This window comes from Vibrio jasicida CAIM 1864 = LMG 25398 (assembly GCF_000400365.1).
Lineage (GTDB): Bacteria > Pseudomonadota > Gammaproteobacteria > Enterobacterales > Vibrionaceae > Vibrio > Vibrio jasicida.
On record NZ_BAOG01000149.1, the window covers coordinates 1 to 21,946 of the forward strand.

Annotated in this window: 14 protein-coding genes and 1 pseudogene; 6 read left to right on the forward strand and 9 right to left on the reverse strand. The window is 47.9% G+C overall.

Translation table 11 applies throughout. The features are described from left to right. Positions 1 to 134: 134 nt before the first annotated feature. From VJL_RS25175 to blaCARB, 3 genes and pseudogenes are all read right to left on the reverse strand, one after another. Positions 135 to 1,132, reverse strand: a pseudogene (locus VJL_RS25175) (alcohol dehydrogenase family protein). A gap of 2 nt (positions 1,133 to 1,134) precedes the next feature. Then, positions 1,135 to 1,650 carry a TetR/AcrR family transcriptional regulator gene (locus VJL_RS25180; protein ID WP_038882078.1) on the reverse strand — a complete coding sequence of 172 codons (516 nt, stop codon included), beginning with the start codon at positions 1,648 to 1,650 and terminating at the stop codon, positions 1,135 to 1,137. 128 nt (positions 1,651 to 1,778) lie between these two features. After that, positions 1,779 to 2,630 (reverse strand): CARB/PSE/RTG family carbenicillin-hydrolyzing class A beta-lactamase, encoded by an 852-nt coding sequence (gene blaCARB / locus VJL_RS25185; RefSeq protein ID WP_038865209.1) that lies wholly within the window; start codon positions 2,628 to 2,630, stop codon positions 1,779 to 1,781. A 212-nt stretch (positions 2,631 to 2,842) separates the two neighbouring features. Between blaCARB and VJL_RS25190 the strand changes: the two genes are divergently transcribed. Together VJL_RS25190 and VJL_RS25195 are read left to right on the forward strand one after the other, a co-directional pair. Next, complete coding sequence (locus VJL_RS25190) at positions 2,843 to 4,174, forward strand: ferredoxin reductase family protein (RefSeq protein ID WP_038882080.1); 1,332 nt, start codon at positions 2,843 to 2,845, stop codon at positions 4,172 to 4,174. Positions 4,175 to 4,284: 110 nt separating this feature from the next. Further along, entirely contained in the window at positions 4,285 to 4,815 is a 531-nt protein-coding gene (locus VJL_RS25195; protein WP_038882082.1) for a hypothetical protein, read from the forward strand. Positions 4,816 to 4,927: 112 nt separating this feature from the next. Here the strand turns inward: VJL_RS25195 and VJL_RS25200 are convergent, their stop codons facing one another. Next, positions 4,928 to 5,836 carry a LysR family transcriptional regulator gene (locus tag VJL_RS25200; protein WP_038882085.1) on the reverse strand — a complete coding sequence of 303 codons (909 nt, stop codon included), beginning with the start codon at positions 5,834 to 5,836 and terminating at the stop codon, positions 4,928 to 4,930. Between the two features lie 151 nt (positions 5,837 to 5,987). On the opposite strand from VJL_RS25200, the gene VJL_RS25205 reads away from it, so the two are divergent. Continuing rightward, complete coding sequence (locus VJL_RS25205; RefSeq protein ID WP_038882086.1) at positions 5,988 to 6,515, forward strand: autotransporter domain-containing protein; 528 nt, start codon at positions 5,988 to 5,990, stop codon at positions 6,513 to 6,515. Positions 6,516 to 6,596: 81 nt separating this feature from the next. Here VJL_RS25205 and copI read toward each other — a convergent pair whose 3' ends face one another. From copI to VJL_RS25230, 5 genes are all read right to left on the reverse strand, one after another. After that, entirely contained in the window at positions 6,597 to 7,163 is a 567-nt protein-coding gene (gene copI, locus VJL_RS25210) for a copper-resistant cuproprotein CopI (RefSeq protein ID WP_038882087.1), read from the reverse strand. Between the two features lie 76 nt (positions 7,164 to 7,239). After that, positions 7,240 to 10,449, reverse strand: a complete 3,210-nt coding sequence (locus tag VJL_RS25215) for an efflux RND transporter permease subunit (RefSeq protein WP_038882088.1) — start codon at positions 10,447 to 10,449, stop codon at positions 7,240 to 7,242. A 2-nt stretch (positions 10,450 to 10,451) separates the two neighbouring features. Next, the gene (locus VJL_RS25220; protein ID WP_038882090.1) at positions 10,452 to 12,170 is read right to left on the reverse strand and encodes an efflux RND transporter periplasmic adaptor subunit; all 1,719 of its coding nucleotides are present in this window, start codon (positions 12,168 to 12,170) and stop codon (positions 10,452 to 10,454) included. A 146-nt stretch (positions 12,171 to 12,316) separates the two neighbouring features. Next, positions 12,317 to 13,708 carry a TolC family protein gene (locus tag VJL_RS25225; RefSeq protein ID WP_038882092.1) on the reverse strand — a complete coding sequence of 464 codons (1,392 nt, stop codon included), beginning with the start codon at positions 13,706 to 13,708 and terminating at the stop codon, positions 12,317 to 12,319. A gap of 135 nt (positions 13,709 to 13,843) precedes the next feature. Continuing rightward, positions 13,844 to 14,266, reverse strand: coding sequence for a hypothetical protein (locus tag VJL_RS25230; RefSeq protein WP_038882094.1), 423 nt, complete (start codon positions 14,264 to 14,266; stop codon positions 13,844 to 13,846). A gap of 324 nt (positions 14,267 to 14,590) precedes the next feature. Here VJL_RS25230 and fdhF point away from each other — a divergent pair, with 324 nt between their 5' ends. From fdhF to VJL_RS25245, 3 genes are all read left to right on the forward strand, one after another. Further along, the gene (gene fdhF, locus VJL_RS25235) at positions 14,591 to 18,829 is read left to right on the forward strand and encodes a formate dehydrogenase subunit alpha (RefSeq protein WP_038882095.1); all 4,239 of its coding nucleotides are present in this window, start codon (positions 14,591 to 14,593) and stop codon (positions 18,827 to 18,829) included. Between the two features lie 93 nt (positions 18,830 to 18,922). Further along, entirely contained in the window at positions 18,923 to 19,858 is a 936-nt protein-coding gene (locus VJL_RS25240) for an endonuclease/exonuclease/phosphatase family protein (protein WP_038882097.1), read from the forward strand. A gap of 147 nt (positions 19,859 to 20,005) precedes the next feature. After that, positions 20,006 to 21,820 (forward strand): amidohydrolase, encoded by a 1,815-nt coding sequence (locus tag VJL_RS25245; protein ID WP_038882099.1) that lies wholly within the window; start codon positions 20,006 to 20,008, stop codon positions 21,818 to 21,820. Positions 21,821 to 21,946: the final 126 nt, after the last annotated feature.

Here is a 21,946-nt window from a genome sequence, read left to right on the forward strand (position 1 = left end):
TGAATGGTAGACATATGGTTCACCTCGTTCTGAGAGCCTACTCTAAGCGTAGGGCTTGAGAGTGAGGCGGACCATATAATTAGCCCCTTTGCGATGAACTTGCAGAGGGGCTTTTTAATGCGTTCTACCTGGTATTACTTCACGGTAAGGACCATCTTGCCTACGTGTCCCTTCTCTTGGAATGCCGCTTGCGCTTGGTTGATGTCTTCCAATGGGAATGTCTGTGCGACTAATGGTTTGATGTTGCCTTGTTCAATATGATGAACCAAGTTTCCAAACACTTCAGGCTCAAGGACAGTACAACCAAAGAAGCTGAGATCTTTGAGATACAGAGTGCGCACGTCTAGCTCAACCATCGCACCGCCAATGGCACCTGATACCGCGTAACGACCTTTGGGGCGCAAGACTTCAAGGAATTGTGGCCACTGGTCGCCAGCAACCAAATCAATCACTACGTCAACGCTGTTGTTGCCAAGCGCTTCAACAAGATTTGCGTTGCGTGGCACGACTTCATCTGCGCCCAACTCCAGCACTTGTTCATTTTTGCTTGGACTTGTAATGGCAATAACGGTGGCACCAGAAATCAGGACACGATCTCCCTTGGCAACACGAGAGCGAGTGAGCATGTTTTCTGCCGTTGAGTACGAACATGGGAAAGACGCAAGTTCAACGTCAGTCAAATCCGTCTTTAGCTGGTAGGCGTGCTTCGCTGAGACCACGGTGTATTCTGCAAAACCACCGTCGCATTCTGAGCCAAAGTACCAAGGTGGATTAATGGTTTCACCGCTCACATCGCTCAAGCAAGGTTCAATCAACACGCGTTCACCTATACGGCGTTCATCTACCATACTGCCAACAGCAACGATCTCGCCACAGACGTCAGCGCCTTGAATGCGTGGGAGAACCAATGCATTGCCGCTCCAACTTGCATCCTCGCTGTCATTGTCACCTTTTGAATACCAGCGATACGCGTATTGATATCGGTATTGTTCACGCCCGCTGCGGATACTCGAATTAGCACTTCGTTCTCTTTTGGCGTTGGGACTGGAATATCTTGGCGGTATTCCAACATTTCTGGTCCGCCGTGACCAGTCAATAGAACACCTTTCATTGTGGTTGGTAGCGTTGTCATGATTAATCTTCCTTTAGCAATCTTAAAACAGCTTGTTGCGCAGAGTTCAGAGCCTCGTTACCCAGTACTGGCCAAGCGCTGGACACGCCTTCGTGCAATAAGAACAGCTGCGTGGCGAGGTCTTGGCGAAGGCTCTGTTTACCCAAAAATTGTCGAACGTCTTCTTTGTGCGCTTTCACGGTTTGGTTGATGATGTCGTGTTCGGGAAATGCCGCAATCGCATTCATCGACATGCAACCATGCGGTGCGTAGTCTTCCATCCATTGTTTGAGCTTGTTGAATACGTGTTGGGTCGCTTCTAGCCCGGCTTGTGGCGAGTTATCCAGCAGGAAGTTTAAGTAGCGCTGGTGGCGGTGTTCTAACGCGGCCACGATCATGTCTTCCTTAGATGGGTAATGCTTGTACAAGGTGCGTAGGCTAACGCCACAGGCAGTCTTGAGCCGTGCCACACTAGGCTCGGCAAATCCAAGCTCGCTAAAAGCTTGCTCTAAACTGGCAGCGATCTGTTCTTTCAACATAGCGTCTTCTCATGAGTAGAATGATTGTTCTACTTTTAGGGTAGAGCAATCGTTCTACTTGTGTCAATGTAAATCGAGAAATAAAAAAACGGAGCGCAAAGGCTCCGTTTAAAATCATTGAGTTAGATCTAATAAGTTTGGTATTGGTCGACAATCAATTGACTGATCTGAGCAATCACTTGGTTTCTTGCTTGCAAAGACAAGTCTGTCTCTGTGATATAGATGCTGACATAAATCGGTTTATGATTCTCTTTCCAAATCATCGCTGTCACGCCCCTAGAGCCAAAACCGCCAGCGCCAGAGCGGTCGGCAATCGACCAACCTTTCGGTAGGACTGAACGAATAAGTGGATCCGAAACCTTATTATCCTGCATCCAAATTTTAAGTTGGATGCGAGATTCGTAAGATAGCGCATCGCCTTCTAGCAGAGTGTGCAGAGTGTTTACCATGGCGTTAGGTGTTGTGGTGTCTTGCTTATCACCTGGTTTGGCTTCATTCAGTCTTGGCTCAAAACGGTCCAACCTCGTCGCTTTGTCGCCAAGAGAGCGTAAAAAGAGCGTGACCCCTCGTGGACCACCAATGCTGCGTAATACGATATTTGCTGCGGTGTTGTCACTCATGAGCATCGCTGCTTCACACGCGTGTTCGATGCGGGTGGTTTGACCTGCCATACGATCCATTACAGGTGACCATACCACCATGTTACGTTCTTCGACTTTCGCAGTTGCGTTTTTATCTAGCTTTCCGGTGTCCATTTGATTCAGCATTGTGGCACAGGCAAGAGTTTTGAAGGTACTCATCATCGGGAAGCGTTCATCGCCTCGGTAATCCCAATGCTCGTTACTTTGTGTATCCCAAATCGCCACACCGATTCGACCCGCGATGTGTTGTTCGATGGCAGAGATGTCTTCGTTCAGTTTGGCGGCGTATGTTGCACTCGAACAGACTAACAATCCGAGTAGCAGAAATAGCTTTTTCATTATTGATTTTCTTAGTGTTATTTATTCCAGTTCGCATCTTGGCGAATTTAGCCGGAACTATAACGAGTGAATACTCTAATGACTGTTAGATTATTGTCTTTTTTCTGTAGGAATCCTTGCATATGTCGAGCTTTACCCGCTTTTACTCTTATTGACGTTGCTTTACATGTGAAGCGCTAAAGTAAAGTTGTCGATTAACCGAGTAACCAATCATGAAAACATTCCGCAATCTCATCTGGGCAATGATCGCCGCGATGTCCGTATTATGGTTTGCGATGGAACCGCAGCTTTTCTCTTCTACCAATGTCTTTGAATGGCGATCTGCCATGATCCAATATTCAGGCATTCTGTCTTTGATGCTGATGTCGATCGCCATGGTGTTGGCAATGCGTCTTCCTGTGGTTGAAAACTGGCTGCACGGCATGGACAAAGCGTATCGAGTGCATAAATGGCTCGGCATTGGTGGCGTTGCATTAGGTCTTGCGCACTGGCTTTGGTATCAAGTGCCGAAATGGTTAGTCATGTCTGGTGTATTAGCAAGACCAGAGAAACACACAGGTACAGGGCCGGAGGGTAACCTCTCTGGAATCGAAGCTTGGGTTCATGGTCTGCGCGACCTTGCTCAAGGCATGGGTGAGTGGGGCTTTTACATGCTGTTGGTTTTGCTGGTGATTTCTCTATGGGGCGCAGTGAAATACAAACCCTTTAAACTATCGCACCGCTTTATGTCGGTGGCGTATCTACTGATTGCGATTCACTCCGTACTGCTGCTCAAACGCGCGTATTGGGGCGAGCCTATTTACTATCTTACTGTTGGTTTTGCAGTCGTCGGTTCGGTTGCCGCACTTTACAGTTTGTTTGGCTTTGTTGGTCGCCGTAATAAACATTCTGCGGTTGTGGCGTCGACACGTTATTTCCCTCTAGCTGAAGTGATGGAATTGGTCGTGAAACCAAATGGGTCTTGGCAAGGGCACAAAGCGGGGCAATTTGCTTACTTACGTTTTGGTGATGAAGATGCGCATCCGTTCACCATCGTCTCTAGCAGTGAAAGTGATGAATTACGTTTCCTAATCAAAGAGCTAGGCGACTTTACTACCGGCTTGTATGAGCGCGTAAAAGCGGGCGATGCTGTGATGGTTGAGGGGCCTTACGGACGCTTGGAATTTGATTTAGAGAAACCTCAAATCTGGATTGCTGGTGGGGTAGGGATTGCTTCTTTCTTTGCTGCTCTGGAAGCATTGAAAGTGCAAGCGCAAACTAGCGACGTTCATTTGTTTTACTGCAGTCGCGGTATCGACGGTCAGTTGGTCGATGAACTGTGGCACTTAGCGCACCAAGCAAGCGTCAAACTGTATGTGATAGATACCATGAAATCGCCACGTTTGAATGCTGAGCGTATTGCGGCTCAGTGTGGTGATTTGAACCAGTATGAAATGTATTTCTGTGGACCAGAAGCGTTCTCAAAAACACTGAAAAAAGAGCTAGATGCGTATCAATTTAATATTGAGCAGAGTTATCACGAAGAGCTATTTATTATGCGCTGAGTGTCAAGATTGTTAGTCATGAGTTAGCTCAGCGGTGAGCTTTTTAAGCCTCAATTTCGATATTCAGAAATGGGTAGGGTAATAAGCAAATCCAAACCGAGAGAGTAAAGATGACTATCACATCAAAACGCATTCTAGCGCTGACAACATTGGCAACAGTGACCGTTTCTAGCCACGCATTGGCAGAAGGCCGTAACAACTCAATTGAAGCGGGTGCGACCTTCGTTGGCGACCACGAAATGTACACCTTGGGTTACAGCCGTGATGTGGGCAACAACATCGTCACTGGTGGTGGTATTTTTGTTGGTTCTGACGCAATTGATATGCCCGTAAAGAACGATCAAGACGCTTGGGGTATGTACGCGAACATTGGTTACCGCTTTGAAATTGCTGAGTTCGATATCATTCCTAAGCTTGGTATCAACTACTTTAATGCGGACGTTGATATCAATAGTGGCACTCACTCTGGCCAGAGCATGAACATTGATAGTGTTTACGCTTCTGTTGGCGGTACGGTTAACTGGCGCATGGTTGGCTTAACGGTTGATTACGGTAAGATCAACGACTCAGCGGTTAACCCGATCAATGGTAAAGAATTTGAAGAGGATGTGGTTCGCGCTACGTTGAGCTTCAACTTCTAACGTTTTTCATCGACCTTTATATTTTTATCGTTTTATTGCACATACTGCTTGTTTGCCGCCTGTACCGGGCGGCTTTTTTGTTTCCCTTGTGTGCCCAGAATGACCAACGAAGTTATAAATCGTTGAGAATATCGGATAAGTGCTTTTCTAATTTCACTATCGTTGGGTGTTGATAATAACCACGGTGAAACTGCAAGCCGATATCAAAGAACATCTGAGCGTTATCCTGAATCAACGGAATCTTCTTGATGCCTTGCGGCAAAGCTGAATCGGGCAGGGCGAAGCAAATCAGAACATAATCGGTTTTGATCAACCAATCCAAAGCGGCATGAACCGATGGCACGGTTAAGCGTCTTTCCAAAGCAAACCCGAGTTGGCGTTTCACCCTCTCATAGTAAATGGCGTCATCAAGTGCACCCATCGACACTCGCACCAGTTTTTCGTTTTGTAGACGCTGAATATCAATACGTTCATGATTCCAAAGCGGGTTGTTCTGCGAGGCGTAGAGATACAAACCTAGCTCACCGATTTTCCGTTCAACCACGCGTTCATTCATAACGGAAGGGTAGCCAGAAATGCCGACGGCGAGTGAGCCCGCTTTTGGAAATTCGATGCCTTCAAGATTCCAATCCACCATTGAGAAGTCAGCGATATTGTCGTGTTGGCTGAGCAACTCTAGTAAAGGAGTGGTTAGAAGAGCACTAAGAGGATTAGGGACGAAGAAACGAAATTGCGTTGGTTGAGAGGCGGCTTCAAGTACATTGATTTGAGTCTGTGCTGACTCCAGCTGTTCAAGCGGTTCTTCAATAAGACTCATCAGTTGGCTGCAAAACAACGTAGGTTGGTAAAGCCCCTTATTGGCGATAAACAACTCATTTCCAAACAACACTCGGCAATCGGCTAATTGGCGATTAAATGTTGCTCGACTGATATCGAGTGTATGACACACTTTAGGCATCGATTTTTGTTCAAAGATCAAATGCAAAAAGCGGTATAGATTGAGGTCGATAGAGTGTTTCACAAGAGCCCTTTAAATAAAAAAACACATCGATTAATACGACATTGTGTGTTGATTTAAGGTTCAAATTTGAGTCTCTTAACCGTCAAAAATGCGCACGTAATCCACGTATTCTGAGAGTGGTAAATCGACGTATTCATAGCTCGGAGGTGTCATGCTTAAAGATCTGGTTGGCTTATTCATTTTGGTGCTTTTGCTTAGCGCTCCAGTGCTTGCAGAAGAGAGAGAACCCTTTATCGCCGGTGGCGTGACGTTTTTGGATAAGCATGAGGTCTTAAGTGTAGAGATGGGTGCAGAAGTGTTACCCAATATCAATTGGTCACTCGGCTTCAACGCACCGATAGACAGCGGTGAGCAAGAGCACTTTGGTACGCATTGGGCAGAAAAGCAAGTTTGGGGGTTACATACTGCGTTGGGCTACGAAATTCGCGTGAATGACGTGTTGGCGATAACGCCGCGTATCGGTTTGAATTACAACAATGTCGAGATTGAGTATTTCGAAGAAGAGACGGGTGAGTATGTCGACACAGACAGCCAAAACAACTTTGAACCAACCTTAGGTGTCAAAGTCGATATTGCCAGCGTTGGACTTATTGTTGAAGGCTACAAAATTGACGAGGACATCAGCTTATCGGAGGAAGATGAGATGGCGGTTCGAGTCATGACAGCCTATAACTTCTGAGCCGATGCCACTACGTAAGTATGGATTCAGAGAGAAAAAAGGAGCTGAAATGTCAGCTCCTTTCTGGTGTGCAAGTACGATTTACAGCGTAATGTTCTTCGTCATGCCTGCTTCTGCATGGCCCGGAATGTTGCACGCGAACTCAACGTTGTTGTCACCGTGGAAATGCCACAATAACTGCTTCGCTTTACCCGGTTCTACCGTCACAGAGTTGCCCGAGTCGTGCATGTGATCACCGCTCATTGTCTTCATCATTTCGCGATGTTCTAGCTGTTCTTTGGCAGAACCGATTGTGAACTCATGGTTGATCTTACCTGTGTTCATCACCACAAACTGCACCACATCGTTTGGCTCAATCTTAACGTCTTTCTTGAACTTGATGGTCATGTCATCACCCAAGATAACTTGTACCACCTTGTCTGGCTTTGCACCTTTTGCTGGCATACCTACTGCCGACATGCCCGGCATATCCATCATGTTTGAATGGTCCATTTTACTGTGGTCCATCTTCATGCTGCTGTGGTCCATATTTTCATGCTTCATGTTGCTATGATCCATGTTCGCGTGGTCCATGTTTGAATGATCCATTTGGGCAAACGCAGTCGTTGTTGTTAGGGCTAGAGCAAGAGTAATTAGTGTCTTTTTCATTTTTATATCCTTGTTTTAATTCATTAATAACTTGGTTGCTTCCCCTCAAACGTATTGATTGAGGGTAAGGTAGGGATTAAGCCTTGTTGCCAGTGCGATCTGTGCTGTCGGCGTTTTCGATTTGGTTGCCAGTTTGCATGCTTGCTTGACTCGGAGTTGAGTTACTTGAGCGCAACTCACGTTGTTTCCACAGCTTGAAGATGGCTGGAAGCACTAACAGCGTCAGTAGTAGTGCCGATGCCATACCACCAATCATTGGTGCGGCGATACGTTGCATTACTTCTGATCCTGTCCCTTCGCCGTACATGATCGGAATAAGGCCAATAATTACTGTCAGTACCGTCATCATTACTGGGCGAACACGCAGGCCTGCACCTTCACGAATGGCATCAGTTAGGTCTTTCGCTTCAAGCTTCTGTTGGCTCTCTTCCGCATCGAGTTTTTTGTAGTGCCATGCTTGGTTTAGGTAGACGAGCATGATGACCCCAATTTCAACCGCGACGCCTGCGAGGGCAATAAAGCCGACCCCAACAGCAATCGAGAAGTTGTAGTTGAGGATATGCATGAGCCACAAACCACCAACCATAGCGAGTGGTAGGGTAAGCATGATGATCATCACTTCGCCAACGCGACGGAAGCTGAAGTAAAGCAGCAACATAATGATGGCGATGGTGATTGGTACCACGACACTCAAGCGGTCTTTTGCACGCTCCATGTATTCGTATTGACCAGACCAAGCCAGCGAGTAACCCGCAGGAAGTTCCAATTGATCAGCAACAACCTGTTGCGCTTCTACGACGTAAGAGCCAAGGTCACGACCATCGATGTCGACAAATACCCAGCCGTTTGGACGCGCGTTTTCTGTCTTGATCATCGGAGGGCCGTCTTCGTAACGAATGTCCGCTACGTCAGCCAGCGCAATACGAGCGCCATTTGGTGTCACCAATGGTAGGTTTTGCAGTTTAACCACGGAGTCACGGTAGTCTTGTGGGTAACGAACGTTGATTGGGTAACGCTCCAAGCCTTCAATGGTTTCACCCACATTCATACCGCCCACCGCAGTAGAGATCACCTGCTGAACGTCTTTTATGCTCAAGCCATAACGTGCTGCGGCACGACGTTTAATGTCGATCGTGACATAACGACCACCTGCTACACGCTCTGCATAAACCGATGCGGTGCCCTGTACGCCATTAAGAATTGGCTCTAACTGAGAACCGATCTTCTCAATCACTTTCAGGTCAGGGCCCGCGATCTTAATGCCGATAGGGGTTTTGATGCCCGTTGCCAGCATGTCGATACGCGTTTTGATAGGCATTACCCAAGCGTTAGTAAGACCAGGGAACTGAACCAGATTGTCGAACTCTTTGCGCAGTGACTCGGTTGTTACCCCTTCACGCCATTGGTCGCGTGGCTTCAACTGAATCACGGTTTCAATCATGGTGAGTGGCGCTGGATCGGTTGCGGTCTCAGCTCGGCCAATTTTGCCCCATACGGTTTTCACTTCTGGAACGGTTTTGATCAGCTTGTTGGTTTGTTGTAGAAGCTCACGCGCCTTACCAATTGAGATACCCGGATAGGTCGTTGGCATGTACATCAAGTCGCCTTCATCCAGTGGCGGGATGAACTCGCTACCCAGTTTACTGGTAGGGTAGTAAGCCGAAGCCATCAGACCTAATGCGATAACAATCATGGTCTTAGGGTATTTTAAGCTGGTGTTCAACAGCGGACGGTACAATGCGACCAAGCCACGGTTAACCGGGTTTTTATGTTCCGGTAACACCTTACCGCGAATGAAGTAGCCCATAAGAACAGGGACGAGTGTGATTGCCAAACCTGCTGCCGCTGCCATTGCGTAAGTCTTAGTGAACGCAAGCGGCGAGAACATCTTGCCTTCTTGGCCTTCTAAGGCGAACACTGGTACGAAGCTAAGAGTAATGATCAACAACGAGAAGAACAGCGGTGCGCCGACCTCTTCTGCGGCTTTGCCGATTACTTGCCAGCGGTTCTTGTCGGTCAATGGCGTTCGTTCAATGTGCTTGTGAACGTTTTCAATCATCACGATTGCACCATCTACCATGGCACCGATGGCAATCGCGATACCACCAAGGGACATGATGTTGGCGTTGATGCCTTGCCAATGCATCACGATAAACGCAGTGAGAATGCCAACCGGTAGGCTCAGAGCGATAACCAATGAAGAACGAATGTGGAACAGGAACAACGCACACACAATCGCGACGACGATGAACTCTTCTGCAAGCTTTTTCCATAGGTTTTCTACCGCTGAATCGATAAGGGTAGAGCGGTCGTAGGTTGCCACAATTTCCACGCCTTCTGGCAGGCTGCGTTGTAGGTCTGCTAGCTTGTTTTTGACTTTCGCAATCACTTCACTGGCGTTTTCACCAAAGCGCATCACGATAACGCCACCGACCGCTTCACCCTCGCCATTCAGCTCTGAGATACCTCGTCGCATTTGTGGACCAAGGTTAATGTCTGCGATGTCTCCTAATAGCAACGGCGTGCCTTTCTCAGTGACTTTGAGAGGCAGTGACTTGATGTCTTCAATGCTGGTTAGGTAACCCGTGGTACGAACCATGTGCTCGGCTTCGGCCACTTCGATAACGGACGCGCCGGTTTCTTGGTTACCGTTTTGGATTGCCATGTTCACTTGTTGCAGAGTGAGGTTGTAAGCACGCAGCTTGGCAGGATCAATCTGCACTTGATACTGCTTCACCATACCGCCCACGGTCGCGACTTCAGAAACGCCATCCACGGTTTGCAATTCGTATTTCAAGAACCAGTCTTGCAGGCTGCGAAGATCCGCCAAATCATGCTTGCCGGTTTTGTCCTGTAATACGTAGCTGTAAACCCAGCCCACACCCGTTGCATCAGGACCTAGCGTTGGTTTTGCGTTCGGTGGCAGCTTTGGTGCTACTTGGCTTAAGTACTCCAACACGCGTGAACGTGCCCAGTACATGTCGGTATCATCGTTGAAAATGATATAAACGTAAGAGTCACCAAAGAAGGAGTAGCCACGAACTGTCTCAGCACCCGGCACGGCAAGCATGGCGGTGGTGAGTGGGTAAGTGACTTGATCCTCGACGACTTGAGGAGCCTGACCCGGATAGCTTGTCTTGATGATCACTTGCACATCAGAAAGATCCGGAATCGCATCAACAGGCGTATTCTTTACACTGTAAAGTCCGCCTAATACAAGGGCTAAGGTCGCGACCAACACTAGGAATCGGTTGCTCAGTGACCAACGAATAATAGCATTGATCATAATTAACCCTCGACGGCTGTTGTTGCAGGAGCTAGCTGTTTAAGAACGTAGTCAGATCCTTGTTTTTCAACTAGAAACCGAACTTTCTGTCCTTCTTCAAAACCCGTTAGATCAACGTCTTCACCCACAGAGAAGTTCATCTCGCCTGCATCCCAGTTCCATTCTGCAACCGGTAAGTGGTTTAAGGTGATCATGCCAAAGTCGGCCATCAGCATGGTGATGTCACCAGTCAACCAAACTTCTGCCGCAATGACGCTGTTGTCTGCCTTATAGTCGATGATTTGGTACTGACCGGACTCCGTCTTTTGCATTTCAAATTCGATAGCCTGACCTTTTTTCAAGTCACCCATTTCAACGCCATCTGCGAAAGTGAAGTTCATTACCATGCCCGGCCAATCCCATTCTGGTACAGGTTGGTGGTTGATGGTCAGCATGCGGTGATCTTTCATTACGTCTGTGATCTCACCTTTGGCCCATGCTGTTTCCGCCGCTGCTTCTACACCATTGATGCGAGACAGATCCGCCGACTGGCTTGATTCAGAGTCGAGCATGAAGTGAGATGACGTAACGATCTTATCGCCTTGTTTAAGTCCTTGTAATACTTCGATCTGTTCGCCAGCTTCACGGCCAACTTCAATTCGAGCTGAGCGGTATTTGCCTTCGCCCTCAGCTAGAACAACGCGAGTCATACCACCAGAGCGGATAACAGATGATTTAGGAATCGTTAATACTGCGTCGTCAGTAACAGGCTGCAAGGCAATATTGGCGAACATGTTTGGCTTCAATGCGCCATCTGGGTTAGGGAATTTAAGACGCACACGCAACGTACGTGTTTTCGGATCGAGGATTGGGTATACGTAATCTACGACACCTTGCCATTCATTACCCGGAATCGCGTCAAGAGTCATCGTGGCTTGAGAGCCTGCTTTCATCCAGTGTGCTTGACGCTCAAAAACTTCTGCATCAACCCAAACATTGTCCAAGGGACCTGCACTGATCACCGCTTGAGCAGGGGACAAATAGCCACCTTCACGCACGTTTAAGCTCGCGATAACGCCATCAGCAGGCGCTTTGATTTCAATGGTTTGCGATGCTTTACCACTACGAGTAATGGATTTGATTTGAGCGCGGTCAACACCAAGCGTTACCAAGCGTTCGGTCGCGCCTTTTACAAGACCTTTGCGGCCAGTGCGGTACGCATTCAGCAATTCTTCTTGTGCTTTAACCAGTTCTGGAGAGTAGAGCGTGAAAAGCACATCGCCTTTCTTCACTTTCTCACCCACGGCATTGATGTAGAGTTTTTCTACCCAACCCGCCACACGAACGTTCGTTTGCCATAACAGACTTTCATCAAAGGCAATATAGCCAACCGTTTCGATGCGTGGTGACAACTGCTGTAGTGTCGCGTTTGCGGTTTTAACCCCGAGGTTATTTTCTACTGAAGGGTCAATAGTCACTGTACCTGGTGCATCTTGTTCACCGGATAGGTCTTCTGCGTAAACCGGAATCAAATCCATGCCCATTGGGGATTTACCCGGTTTGTCGCGTTTGTAATTCGGATCCATTGGGGCAACCCAGTAAAGCGGATCATTAGAGCTTGCAGCAGACTCGCCACCCATCGCACTCATGTCATGAGTTGAGCCCGTAAGAAAATGATTAGCACCAAACCCTAAAGCACCACCAACAATCAGCGCGATGGTTGCAATCTTAAATGTTTTCATTGTTTTACCTTATTTTCCCCTTCACATTTGACGCTACAGCGTTGTTGCCTGCTCTCGTTCACCCAAATCACATAGCAGATCTATGCTCATGGGATTCTCTCGTTTGCCGCCTAGCTGTAGCCCCAACTGTCTTGGGGAATCACAAATTAATATGTCGAAATAGAGCGAGCTTCTGGTGAAGCGACTTGGTAGTCGAAACCACCGAGTAGGGTGGCTAAATTGCTGTTTGCGATGTTGAGATCGGTCAGTAGACGTTGTTGCTCTAATTGCAGAGCCAACTCGTCTGTGGTGGCAGAAATCACATCGTTAAACTGCGCTGTGTTGTTTTGATAACCCCGCTCAACGGCTTGAATGCGCGCTTTCGCTTGAGGCAATAAGGTGGATTGATAACGTTCTAAACGCTGGGTTAAGTTGCCGCGATCAACCAGCAAAGTGTTCACCTTGGCATTCATCTGCGTTAGTAAGGTGTCTTTTTGCGATTGTGCCGCGCCAACTTGGTATTGAGCGGCAGCAAGATTGCGATCTTGGCGGTCACCCGTAAACAACGGAATGTCCATGGTGAGGTAAGCGCTAACCAAATCAGAGGCGGGCTCACCCATCATGTTGTCGGCTTGGCGGTAGGCGTACATTACTTCGACGCCAAACTGTGGGTTGTAGGCTTGCTCAGCAATTTCCACCTGCGTTTTATTGGCAGAAATGCTGACGTCTGCCATCTTAACCATCGGGTGTTGGCTGAGTTGCTGATAATGCTTGGTGGAATTCTGACTCGCAGCAAGTTTGCTATTCAGTGTGTCCCAATTAAGTTGATTGCTCGCGTGCAGAGCCTGTTCGTTTGCCAACCAATCTGACCCCAACCATTCGGAGAGTTGAGAGATAAGACGACGTTGCATTTGTGCGTTGGCTTGCAGTTTCTCATCCAACTTGCTGACTTGTAATTGAGCGTTGAGTAGGTCTTGCGCTTCACTCTTACCAATCGAATAGTTGGTTTGAATAAAGCTTTCCATCTCCTTCATCAACTTGCGGTTCTCAAGCAAGATTTGCTCAGCGCGTTGCTGGTAACCAAGCTCTAACCAAAGTTGAGTCATGCTGTTGGCTACCTCAAGCTCACGAGCATGCACTTGAAGCCCAAGGCCGTCGGCTTGTTGATTGGCTTTCTTCTGCTGTAAATCAAGCGTAGAGCCACGCTCAAACTGTTGCATTAAACCAACGGAGATGTTGGTCATTGGGTCTTCATCGAATTTGAAGCTGTCGACAGGCAAGCCACCAAAACCTACTTTTAGTTTTGGGTCCATCAAGGTCGCACTCGCGACGCCCGTTTCACGCATGGCAGCAGATTGCGCTGAGTATTGCTTACGATTGCCATCGTTACTCAAAGCGACGTTGATCAGTTGGGCAAGCTTGGTCGTTGAAGCTCGCTCACTTGATGCGGAATTTTGCGCTGCGTGCGTCTCTTTACCTGCGGCGTTAACCAAGGTTGGTGCAGCGACCAGAGCCACCATAAAAATAGGTGCAGCTAAGCGGTATGGTTTGATATCCATAATCTAAATCCAGTGTTCGCCGGATCGATGGAGGTGCGGATTTTATTGCGGGAACAGTAAAGCCTTGTTACCTCATCGTTCAGGCGCATTAAAACAACCTGCGATATACGCGCAGGGTCGAATGCTAGGACGGATTTAGGCTATAGGAGGTCGGTATAGGTCGCGGCTGACGTGTACGACAGGGGAAGCAACTTCAGGAGTAATAGTTGCGCGATAGACAACGGGCATTGGGCTATTGATAGGATTCGGTAGGGGGACGAAAACTATCGTACACGCGGCAGTACAGCAGGTATGAACCATGCCGGAGCCTCCACCACAGTTCATGCTGGTTTCTCTTGCATCGCCATCTTCGGACATAGAACCGTCAGTCATGGAGACGTCCATCATGCCAGGCATACCGCAGTGTTCGCTGTCACTCATCATAGAAGGATGGTGAGCCATGCCAGTAGACATCATTTGAATATTCATCAACGGCTCACTGTTCGCCACACTAGATACCAATAGTACTAGCGTCGTGAAGAGAGTTAACCAGATTGTATGCAGCGATTTTAAGTGCATACCCTTTCCCATGTGTTTGATGAAAATGATGAAAATGATGAAAACCCTTCAATTCTAAAGGTTAACCTAAGGGTAAGGTCAATCATTTATTACTCTTATTATCAAAATAGTCCAACCCTTCAGTTTTCGCACTTTCGAGGGAGTAAAACGTTTGTTAAACACCGAGTGTTGAAAGTTAGCGAAAGAAGCCCTCGCTTTTTATGACACGTGAAAAATGTGGTTTATAAGTTTTACATCACACTAACTTGTCTTACAAATGATTATCCTTATAGAATGCATGGTTTTACTTGTGCAGATTTGGATTTGCTTTGCTGCGGGGGTTGCATGATAGAAATTGTCATCGATGGAAAATATAGAATTGTAGAAGAGGGTCTAACCCTTTTAGAAGCAGCAAAAGTGTGTGGGGTCGAGATCCCATCGCTGTGCGGAATGAACAAAAGTAATGAAAAAGTACCGTGTGATTTGTGTGTGGTTGAAGTCGAAAGCGGCGGTACTAAGCGTGCGTGTGAACTCGAAGTTTACCGCGGCCTTAATGTGGTCACGCAATCAGAACAATTAAGCGAGCACCGCAGAAAAGCACTCAACCGCATCATGACGGACCATTACGCCGATTGTGAAGCGCCATGTAAAACCGCGTGTCCTGCGGGCGTGGATATCCAATCGTACCTTTATCACATCGCACAGAACGATCATCAAAAAGCGATTGAAGTGATTAAACGTACGCTTCCTATGCCGCTATCGATTGGCCGTGTGTGCCCGGCATTTTGTGAGAGCGAATGTCGCCGCTCGTTAGTCGATGAGCCTATTGCAATTCGTCAGCTAAAACGTCATGCCGCGGATGCAGATCTGTCTGCGCATGAAGCCTATGTGCCAGAAAAGAAACCAAGTAAAGGGTTGAACATTGCCGTCGTCGGCAGTGGTCCTGGTGGTCTAACGGCTGGCTACTACCTATCGAACGAAGGCTATGACGTTACGGTCTTTGAATCCATGCCAAAAGCGGGCGGTTGGTTGCGTTACGGTATTCCTGAATACCGTTTGCCAAAAGACATTCTCGATAAAGAAATCGAACTGATGTGCCGTAATGGCATGCAAGTTCACACTAATCAAAAGCTGGGTGTGGATTTCACGCTTTCTCAATTGAGCGAAGAATACGATGCGGTGTGTTTAGCTGTCGGCGCGTCTCAAGCGGTTGAAATGCATTACACAGGCAGTGACCTTGAAGGTTGCTACTTAGGCGTTGATTACCTTAAAGATTACGTCACTGAGCAAAACTATGTAACGGGCCAGAAAGTCGCGGTGATCGGTGGTGGTAACACAGCAATTGACTGTGCTCGCACTGCGCGTCGAGCTGGTGCAGACACCACGTTGATTTATCGTCGTACTCGTGACGAAATGCCGGCAGAAGACTACGAGATTGTCGAAGCGGAACACGAAGGGGTGAAGTTCCACTTCTTGACCAACCCTGCAGAAAACCTTGCCGATGAAACCGGACGCGTGAATGCGATTCGCCTAGAACGCATGGCGTTGGGTGAGCCGGATGCATCTGGTCGTCGAAGCCCTAAACCAACCGGCGAGTTCTTCACCGAAGAGTTCGACACCGTAATTGCGGCAGTATCGCAAAAGCCAGACCTGAGCTTCCTAGAAGGTGAAGACTTATCTATTCCGCTAACGCGCTGGAACACCTCTGATGCAGATGAAAAGACCATGCACACCGGCACGGGCAACATCTTCAGTATTGGTGATTTCCGCCGTGGTCCTGCAACGGCAGTTGAAGCCGTGGGAGATGGCCGCGTTGCGGCAAAAGCCATTGATCTGTTTTTGAATGGCGATATGGCAGATATGCCAAAGGCGGCGTTTAACTCGCGTAAAGAGAAGAAGCTCTCTCAAGTCGACCCGCTTCACTTCGAGAACATCCAGAAAGTCGCTCGCTCTATCATGCCTGAGCTGACTCCAGCACAACGCGAGCAAAGCTTCGCTGAAGTGGAGTTGGGTTTTGATAACGAAGAAGCAATGAAAGAAGCAGCGCGCTGTCTAGAATGTGGCTGTCAGGCAAATACCGATTGTGCGCTGCGTGATTACTCCACCGAATATGAAGCTGAGCAAAGCTTTGACTTCTCCTTACAGATTAAATCGCATCAAGATTGGTTAGATCTTCGTGCGAAAGACTTGCGTCATAAGTACGAAGTTGACCGTAGCTCTGAGTTTATTGAGTTTGATGCCAACCGCTGTATTAGCTGTGGTCAGTGCATCCAAGCGTGTCGTGACAAAGCCGTGCACGGCGTACTGAACTTTGTGTGCGACAAACAAGGTCGTCCTGCATTACGTCCTGACGACCGTCCACACTTCGGAAGTAACAAGAATGGTTTAACCCTAATGGGCGATTCGAACTGCGTGCAATGTGGCGCGTGTGTTCAAGTGTGTCCAACGGGTGCGATGGTCGATAGTCGTGACCGTTCGCAAGGCCGTACTGAAGATCTGAAAGCGGTCGACACCATCTGTACGTACTGTGGTGTGGGTTGTAAGTTGACTATGTTCGTGGACGAAGCAACCAATACGATTCGTTACGTGAAAGGCGGTGACTCGCCGGTGAACCAAGGCATGTTGTGTGTGAAAGGGCGCTTTGGTTTTGATTTCATTGGCAGTGAAGAGCGTCTTACCACGCCATTGATCCGTAAAGACGGTTGGCTGCAACCTGCAAGCTGGGAAGAGGCGATTCAACTGATTGCGGGCAAGTTCTCTGGCATTAAGCAAGATTTTGGCAGCAACGCATTGGCAGGCTTCTCTTCAGCGAAAACCACCAACGAAGATAACTACGCGTTCCAAAAATTTGTCCGTCGTGAACTGGGCACTAACAACGTCGACCACTGTGCGCGTTTGTGTCACGCATCGAGTGTAACCGGTCTTGAGGCGTCACTGGGTAGTGGTGCAATGACCAACGACATTCCAAGCATTAAACACTCGGATGTGATCTTTATTATTGGTTCGGATACCACATCGGCGCACCCGATTATCGCTTCACATATCAAACAAGCAATTCGTCACCACGGTGCTCGTTTGATTGTAGCTGACCCGAAACGTGTTGATATGGCAGAGCATGCTGAGCTGTATATGGCGCACCGTCCGGGTACAGATGTGATGCTTTTAAATGGCGTCATGCAGCAGATCATCAAGAACGGTTGGTACGATCAAGAGTACATCGAAGAACGTGTCGACGGCTTTGATACCTTGTTGCAAGAAGTGATGTCGCCAGCTTACAACCTCGATAAAGTGGAGTTGGTTACGGGCGTAAAAGCCGAAGACATTCAAGCAATGGCGCGTATGATCGGTACGGCAGATCGTACGGCTGTTTACTACTCGATGGGTATTACTCAGCACACCACAGGTCATGACAACGTGCGTTCTATCGCTAACCTGCAATTACTGTGTGGCAACATCGGTATTGAAGGTGGTGGTATCAACCCATTGCGTGGTCAATCAAACGTGCAAGGTGCGTGTGATATGGGCGCGTTGCCAAACAGCTTCCCGGGCTATCAAAAGGTATACAACCCGATTGTGCGTCAGAAGTTTGCGATTGAATGGAATGCGCCAAATCTGCCTTCTGAGCAAGGTCTAACCCTGACAGAAATCATTGATGCGGCTTGCCATCGTGACGTTCGTGGTATGTACATCATGGGTGAGAACCCAGTGTTGAGTGACCCGAACCAAGCGCATGTGATTGAAGGTTTAGAAACACTTGACTTCTTGGTTGTTCAAGACATCTTCCTAACGGAGACTGCGCAATACGCGGATGTGGTTCTGCCTTCTTGCTCGTTTGCAGAGAAAGCGGGTCACTTCACCAATACAGAACGTCGTGTACAGCGCGTGAATCCGGTTGTCACGGCACCGGGTGAAGCGAAAGAAGATTGGTGGATTATTCAAGAAATTGCCAATGCCATGGGCAGTGATTGGGATTACCACTGCGTGTCTGATATCACCAATGAAATCGCACGCGTAACACCTCAATACGCGGGTCTTCGTTGGGATGCGATTACGCCAAACGGTGTGCAATGGCCAAGCAACAAGAACAACCCGGCGGGTACTCGCATCATGCACCAAACTCAGTTTACTCGTGGTAAAGGGCAAATGGTGGGCGTACCGTTCCGTTATGCGGCTGAGCTGCCAGATGAAGAGTACCCACTTGTGTTAACGACGGGTCGCGTACTTGAGCAGTTCCACACTGGTACCATGACGCGTAAGACCAAAGGGTTGGATAACCTTGCTGGCCCTCGCGCGATGGTGAGCGTGGAAGACGCAGAAGCGCTAGGCATCAGTAATGGTCAGCGTCTGACGGTGTCTACACGTCGCGGCAGCATTGAGATTGATGCCTTTGTGACTAAGCGTATTCAAAAAGGAGTGGTGTTCATTCCATTCCACTTTGTTGAGTCGCCAGTCAACCGCCTAACGACAACGGCGACTGACCCGCATGCGAAGATCCCTGAGTTCAAGGTCGCTGCGGTTAAAGTGGAAGTGAGCGAAAAAGTGCAACACGTAGAGCCTGCAACGGAAGCGGCTCATTCCATTTAGGCCAATCTGTTTAGATACAGGTTAGCAGCGCACTGGCGAGTTGGGCGATTACATATAAGCTTATGATATGTAATCGCTAAATGAGCCGTGCGTGTGCTAAGAGTCATTAAATGGATTGTGTTGTTTTTACCCGCTTCAATTTGGCTGGTGGCAAGGCAATACCATGATATTTGGTGGGCGGAGAATCTAACCTCGATTCCCGCTCTCCTTTTATTCGTCTACCTAGGCTTTGCTCTGGTACTTTTGGTTTGTCGTCACTGGGCGAAAGCCATTGCTGCTACCTTGATTGGTTTGGCTTCTATTGCGTTTCTCTTACCCACTCAAATCACAAACAACCAAACCTGCGAAAATCCGCTGACAATAGTCCAATTCAACCTGTTCTACGAAAATCCGGACATTAATCAGTTCATTAATTACTTGCTTAAACACCCTGCGGATTTGGTGGTGATGCAAGAGCTCTCGCCTCAAGTGGGGGAGAAGCTTCATCTTCTCGACGACATTTATCCTATCTATTACGGCGGCCAGCGCGGCGTTGGTTACCCGTCAAATCAGATGATTTTGAGCCGTTATCCTTTGGAGCCAGTTTCGATTTATCACACTCCAGATGGTCAAGAGGTGATTCGAGCAACATGGCAAGTAGACAACCCTATTACTTTAATGACGGCGCATCCACCCTCGCCAAGAACAGAGCCGTTATGGCAACGCCGCAATGCACTGATTCGAACCATAGAAACTCTTACTGATTTGTACCCAACACCAGAAATGATCGTGATAGGGGATTTCAATCTTTCTGCTGCAAGCCATAGGTTTAATGGGCTGTTTTCTCGTTTCCAAACTCAACCTGTTGCCAGTTGGCCAACATCAGTAAAGGGCTTGCCGGTTCCTACTTTCGTCATGATAGGGATTGATCACCTCTGGCTTAAATCGGAAAGCGTAGAGAGGACCATTTGTTCTCGCAAGTCGACAAGCCATCCAAATGGTTCTGATCATCGCTTGGTAACGACGGTGATAGGTAACGTTATGAATTAATTCCTGTTTCATTCTCAAGATTGTGAGCGAAATCGGTTCACCCCTGACAAAAGCGGTCTTTACTTTATACACCATGCTCCTCTTTCTTTTTTGGAACGAGATTCCATAACTAAAGCAGTAAATAAACTGGTGATATAAGGGTTAGAAATGAAACCATTCAAACGAACGTTAGTGGCAGGTGTCATCCTAGGGTTAATTGGTACCGTGGCAGGATGCAGCCCAGCAGAAGAAGCGAAACAACCACAACAAAAGCCAAAACCTGAGGCTCAGGTAGAAGAGCAAGCTCAAGCAACTGCGCCTGTGGAAAGCGGTGAAACGATCTATCTGGCTGATACCATCATCACAATGGATGAAGACCAACCTCGTGTAGAGGCAGTTGTAGCGGACGATGACGGCAAGATTGTCTTTGTTGGACAAGAAGCGCAGGCGCTGAAGCAGTTCCCAAATGCGGATAAAGTCGACTTAGAGGACAAGGTGATCATGCCTGGCTTTATTGAGCAGCACCTTCATCCGTTCCTTGGTGCACTTACGCTGAGCATGCCGGTCATTGCTCCTGAAGAGTGGCAGTTACCAAGCCGTACTTGGCCTGCGGTGAATGGACATGAAGAGTATCTGGCCGCGCTGACTGCCGTTGAAAAAGAGATGAAGGATCCAAATGAAGTATTGTGGACGTGGGGCTACAACAACTTCTTCCATGGTGAATTGACGCGCGCTGATCTTGATAAGATCTCGAAAACACGTCCAATCGGTGTATGGCATCGTTCGGCACATGAGTTCTACGTCAACTCTGCCTTTATTGAAAAGTTTGGTCTTAACCAAGCAGATATTGATAAGCAAGGTAAAGAGGTAGCAGCTCAGGCAGATCTGGAAAATGGGCATTTCTGGGAAGGTGGTGCACTGATTTACTTGTTACCGCGTATCTACAAAGATCTTGGTAGTGAAGCAAGATTCCGTGCCGGACTAGAGCAAATGGTAGAAATGCTGCACGAGAAAGGGGTAACAGCTTACAACGAACCTGGCGCGTTCATACCAGAGGATATGGTGGGTCTGTATAAAGAGATCTTGGGGGCTGATGAAACGCCAATGTACTCCTTCTTTACACCAGAGAGTAAGTCACCGTACTTCTTGAAGGGCAAAGAGGGTGTGGTTCAAGCGGTTGAAGAAATCACCAAAACCTTCCCTGATGAAGGCAAAGTTCGCTTCTTTAAAAACCAAGTTAAGCTACTGTTCGATGGTGCGATCATCTCTCAGTTAATGATGATGAAAGACGGTTATCTGGATGGCCACCATGGCGAGTGGATTCAAAGTCCTCAAGAAGTTGAAGACATCACCAAGCTGTTCTGGGAGAAGGATTACCAAATACTCGTTCATGTAAACGGTGATGAAGGCGTTGAAAAGCTGATTGAAATTTTGAAACGTCGTCAAGCTGAATACCCACGTGATAACCACCGTTTTACGATTGTTCATTTTGCCAATTCGACCGACGAGCAAGTCAAGGAACTGAAAGAACTCGGAGCTATCATCAGTGTGAATCCATATTACGTCACTGGCTTTGGTGACCGTTTTGGTGAAGTCGGTTTAGGTGAAGAGCGTGCTCATGCCATGGTGCGTCTGGCGACCATAGAGAAAGAGCAGATCCCAGTCTCATTGCATTCAGATATGCCAATGGCCCCGGCGGATCCTCTATTACTTGCTTGGAGCGCCGCTACCCGTCAAACCAACAATGGCAATGTATTACGCAAAGACTTGGCCCTATCTCGTGAAGCCGCACTAAAAGGCATCACTATAGAAGCCGCGTACTCTTGGGGAATGGAAGACACCCTCGGCAGTATCGAGGTAGGTAAGGTTGCCAACTTTACGGTACTCGAAGAGGACCCTTATAAAATCGACATCAACAAGCTAAAAGACGTACCAATTTATGCCACTGTCTTTGAGAACAAGCTATTCCCTATTGATAAGTAAAAGTAACTTTTAGCACTAAAGAGCTGCAAGGTGTCTAGTTATTTAGAATTAGGTTAAATCAGGCGACGGCTTGTCATGGAATTGACCGACTCTGACCGTCGCCTGTTATTTGGGTGAATTCTTTAA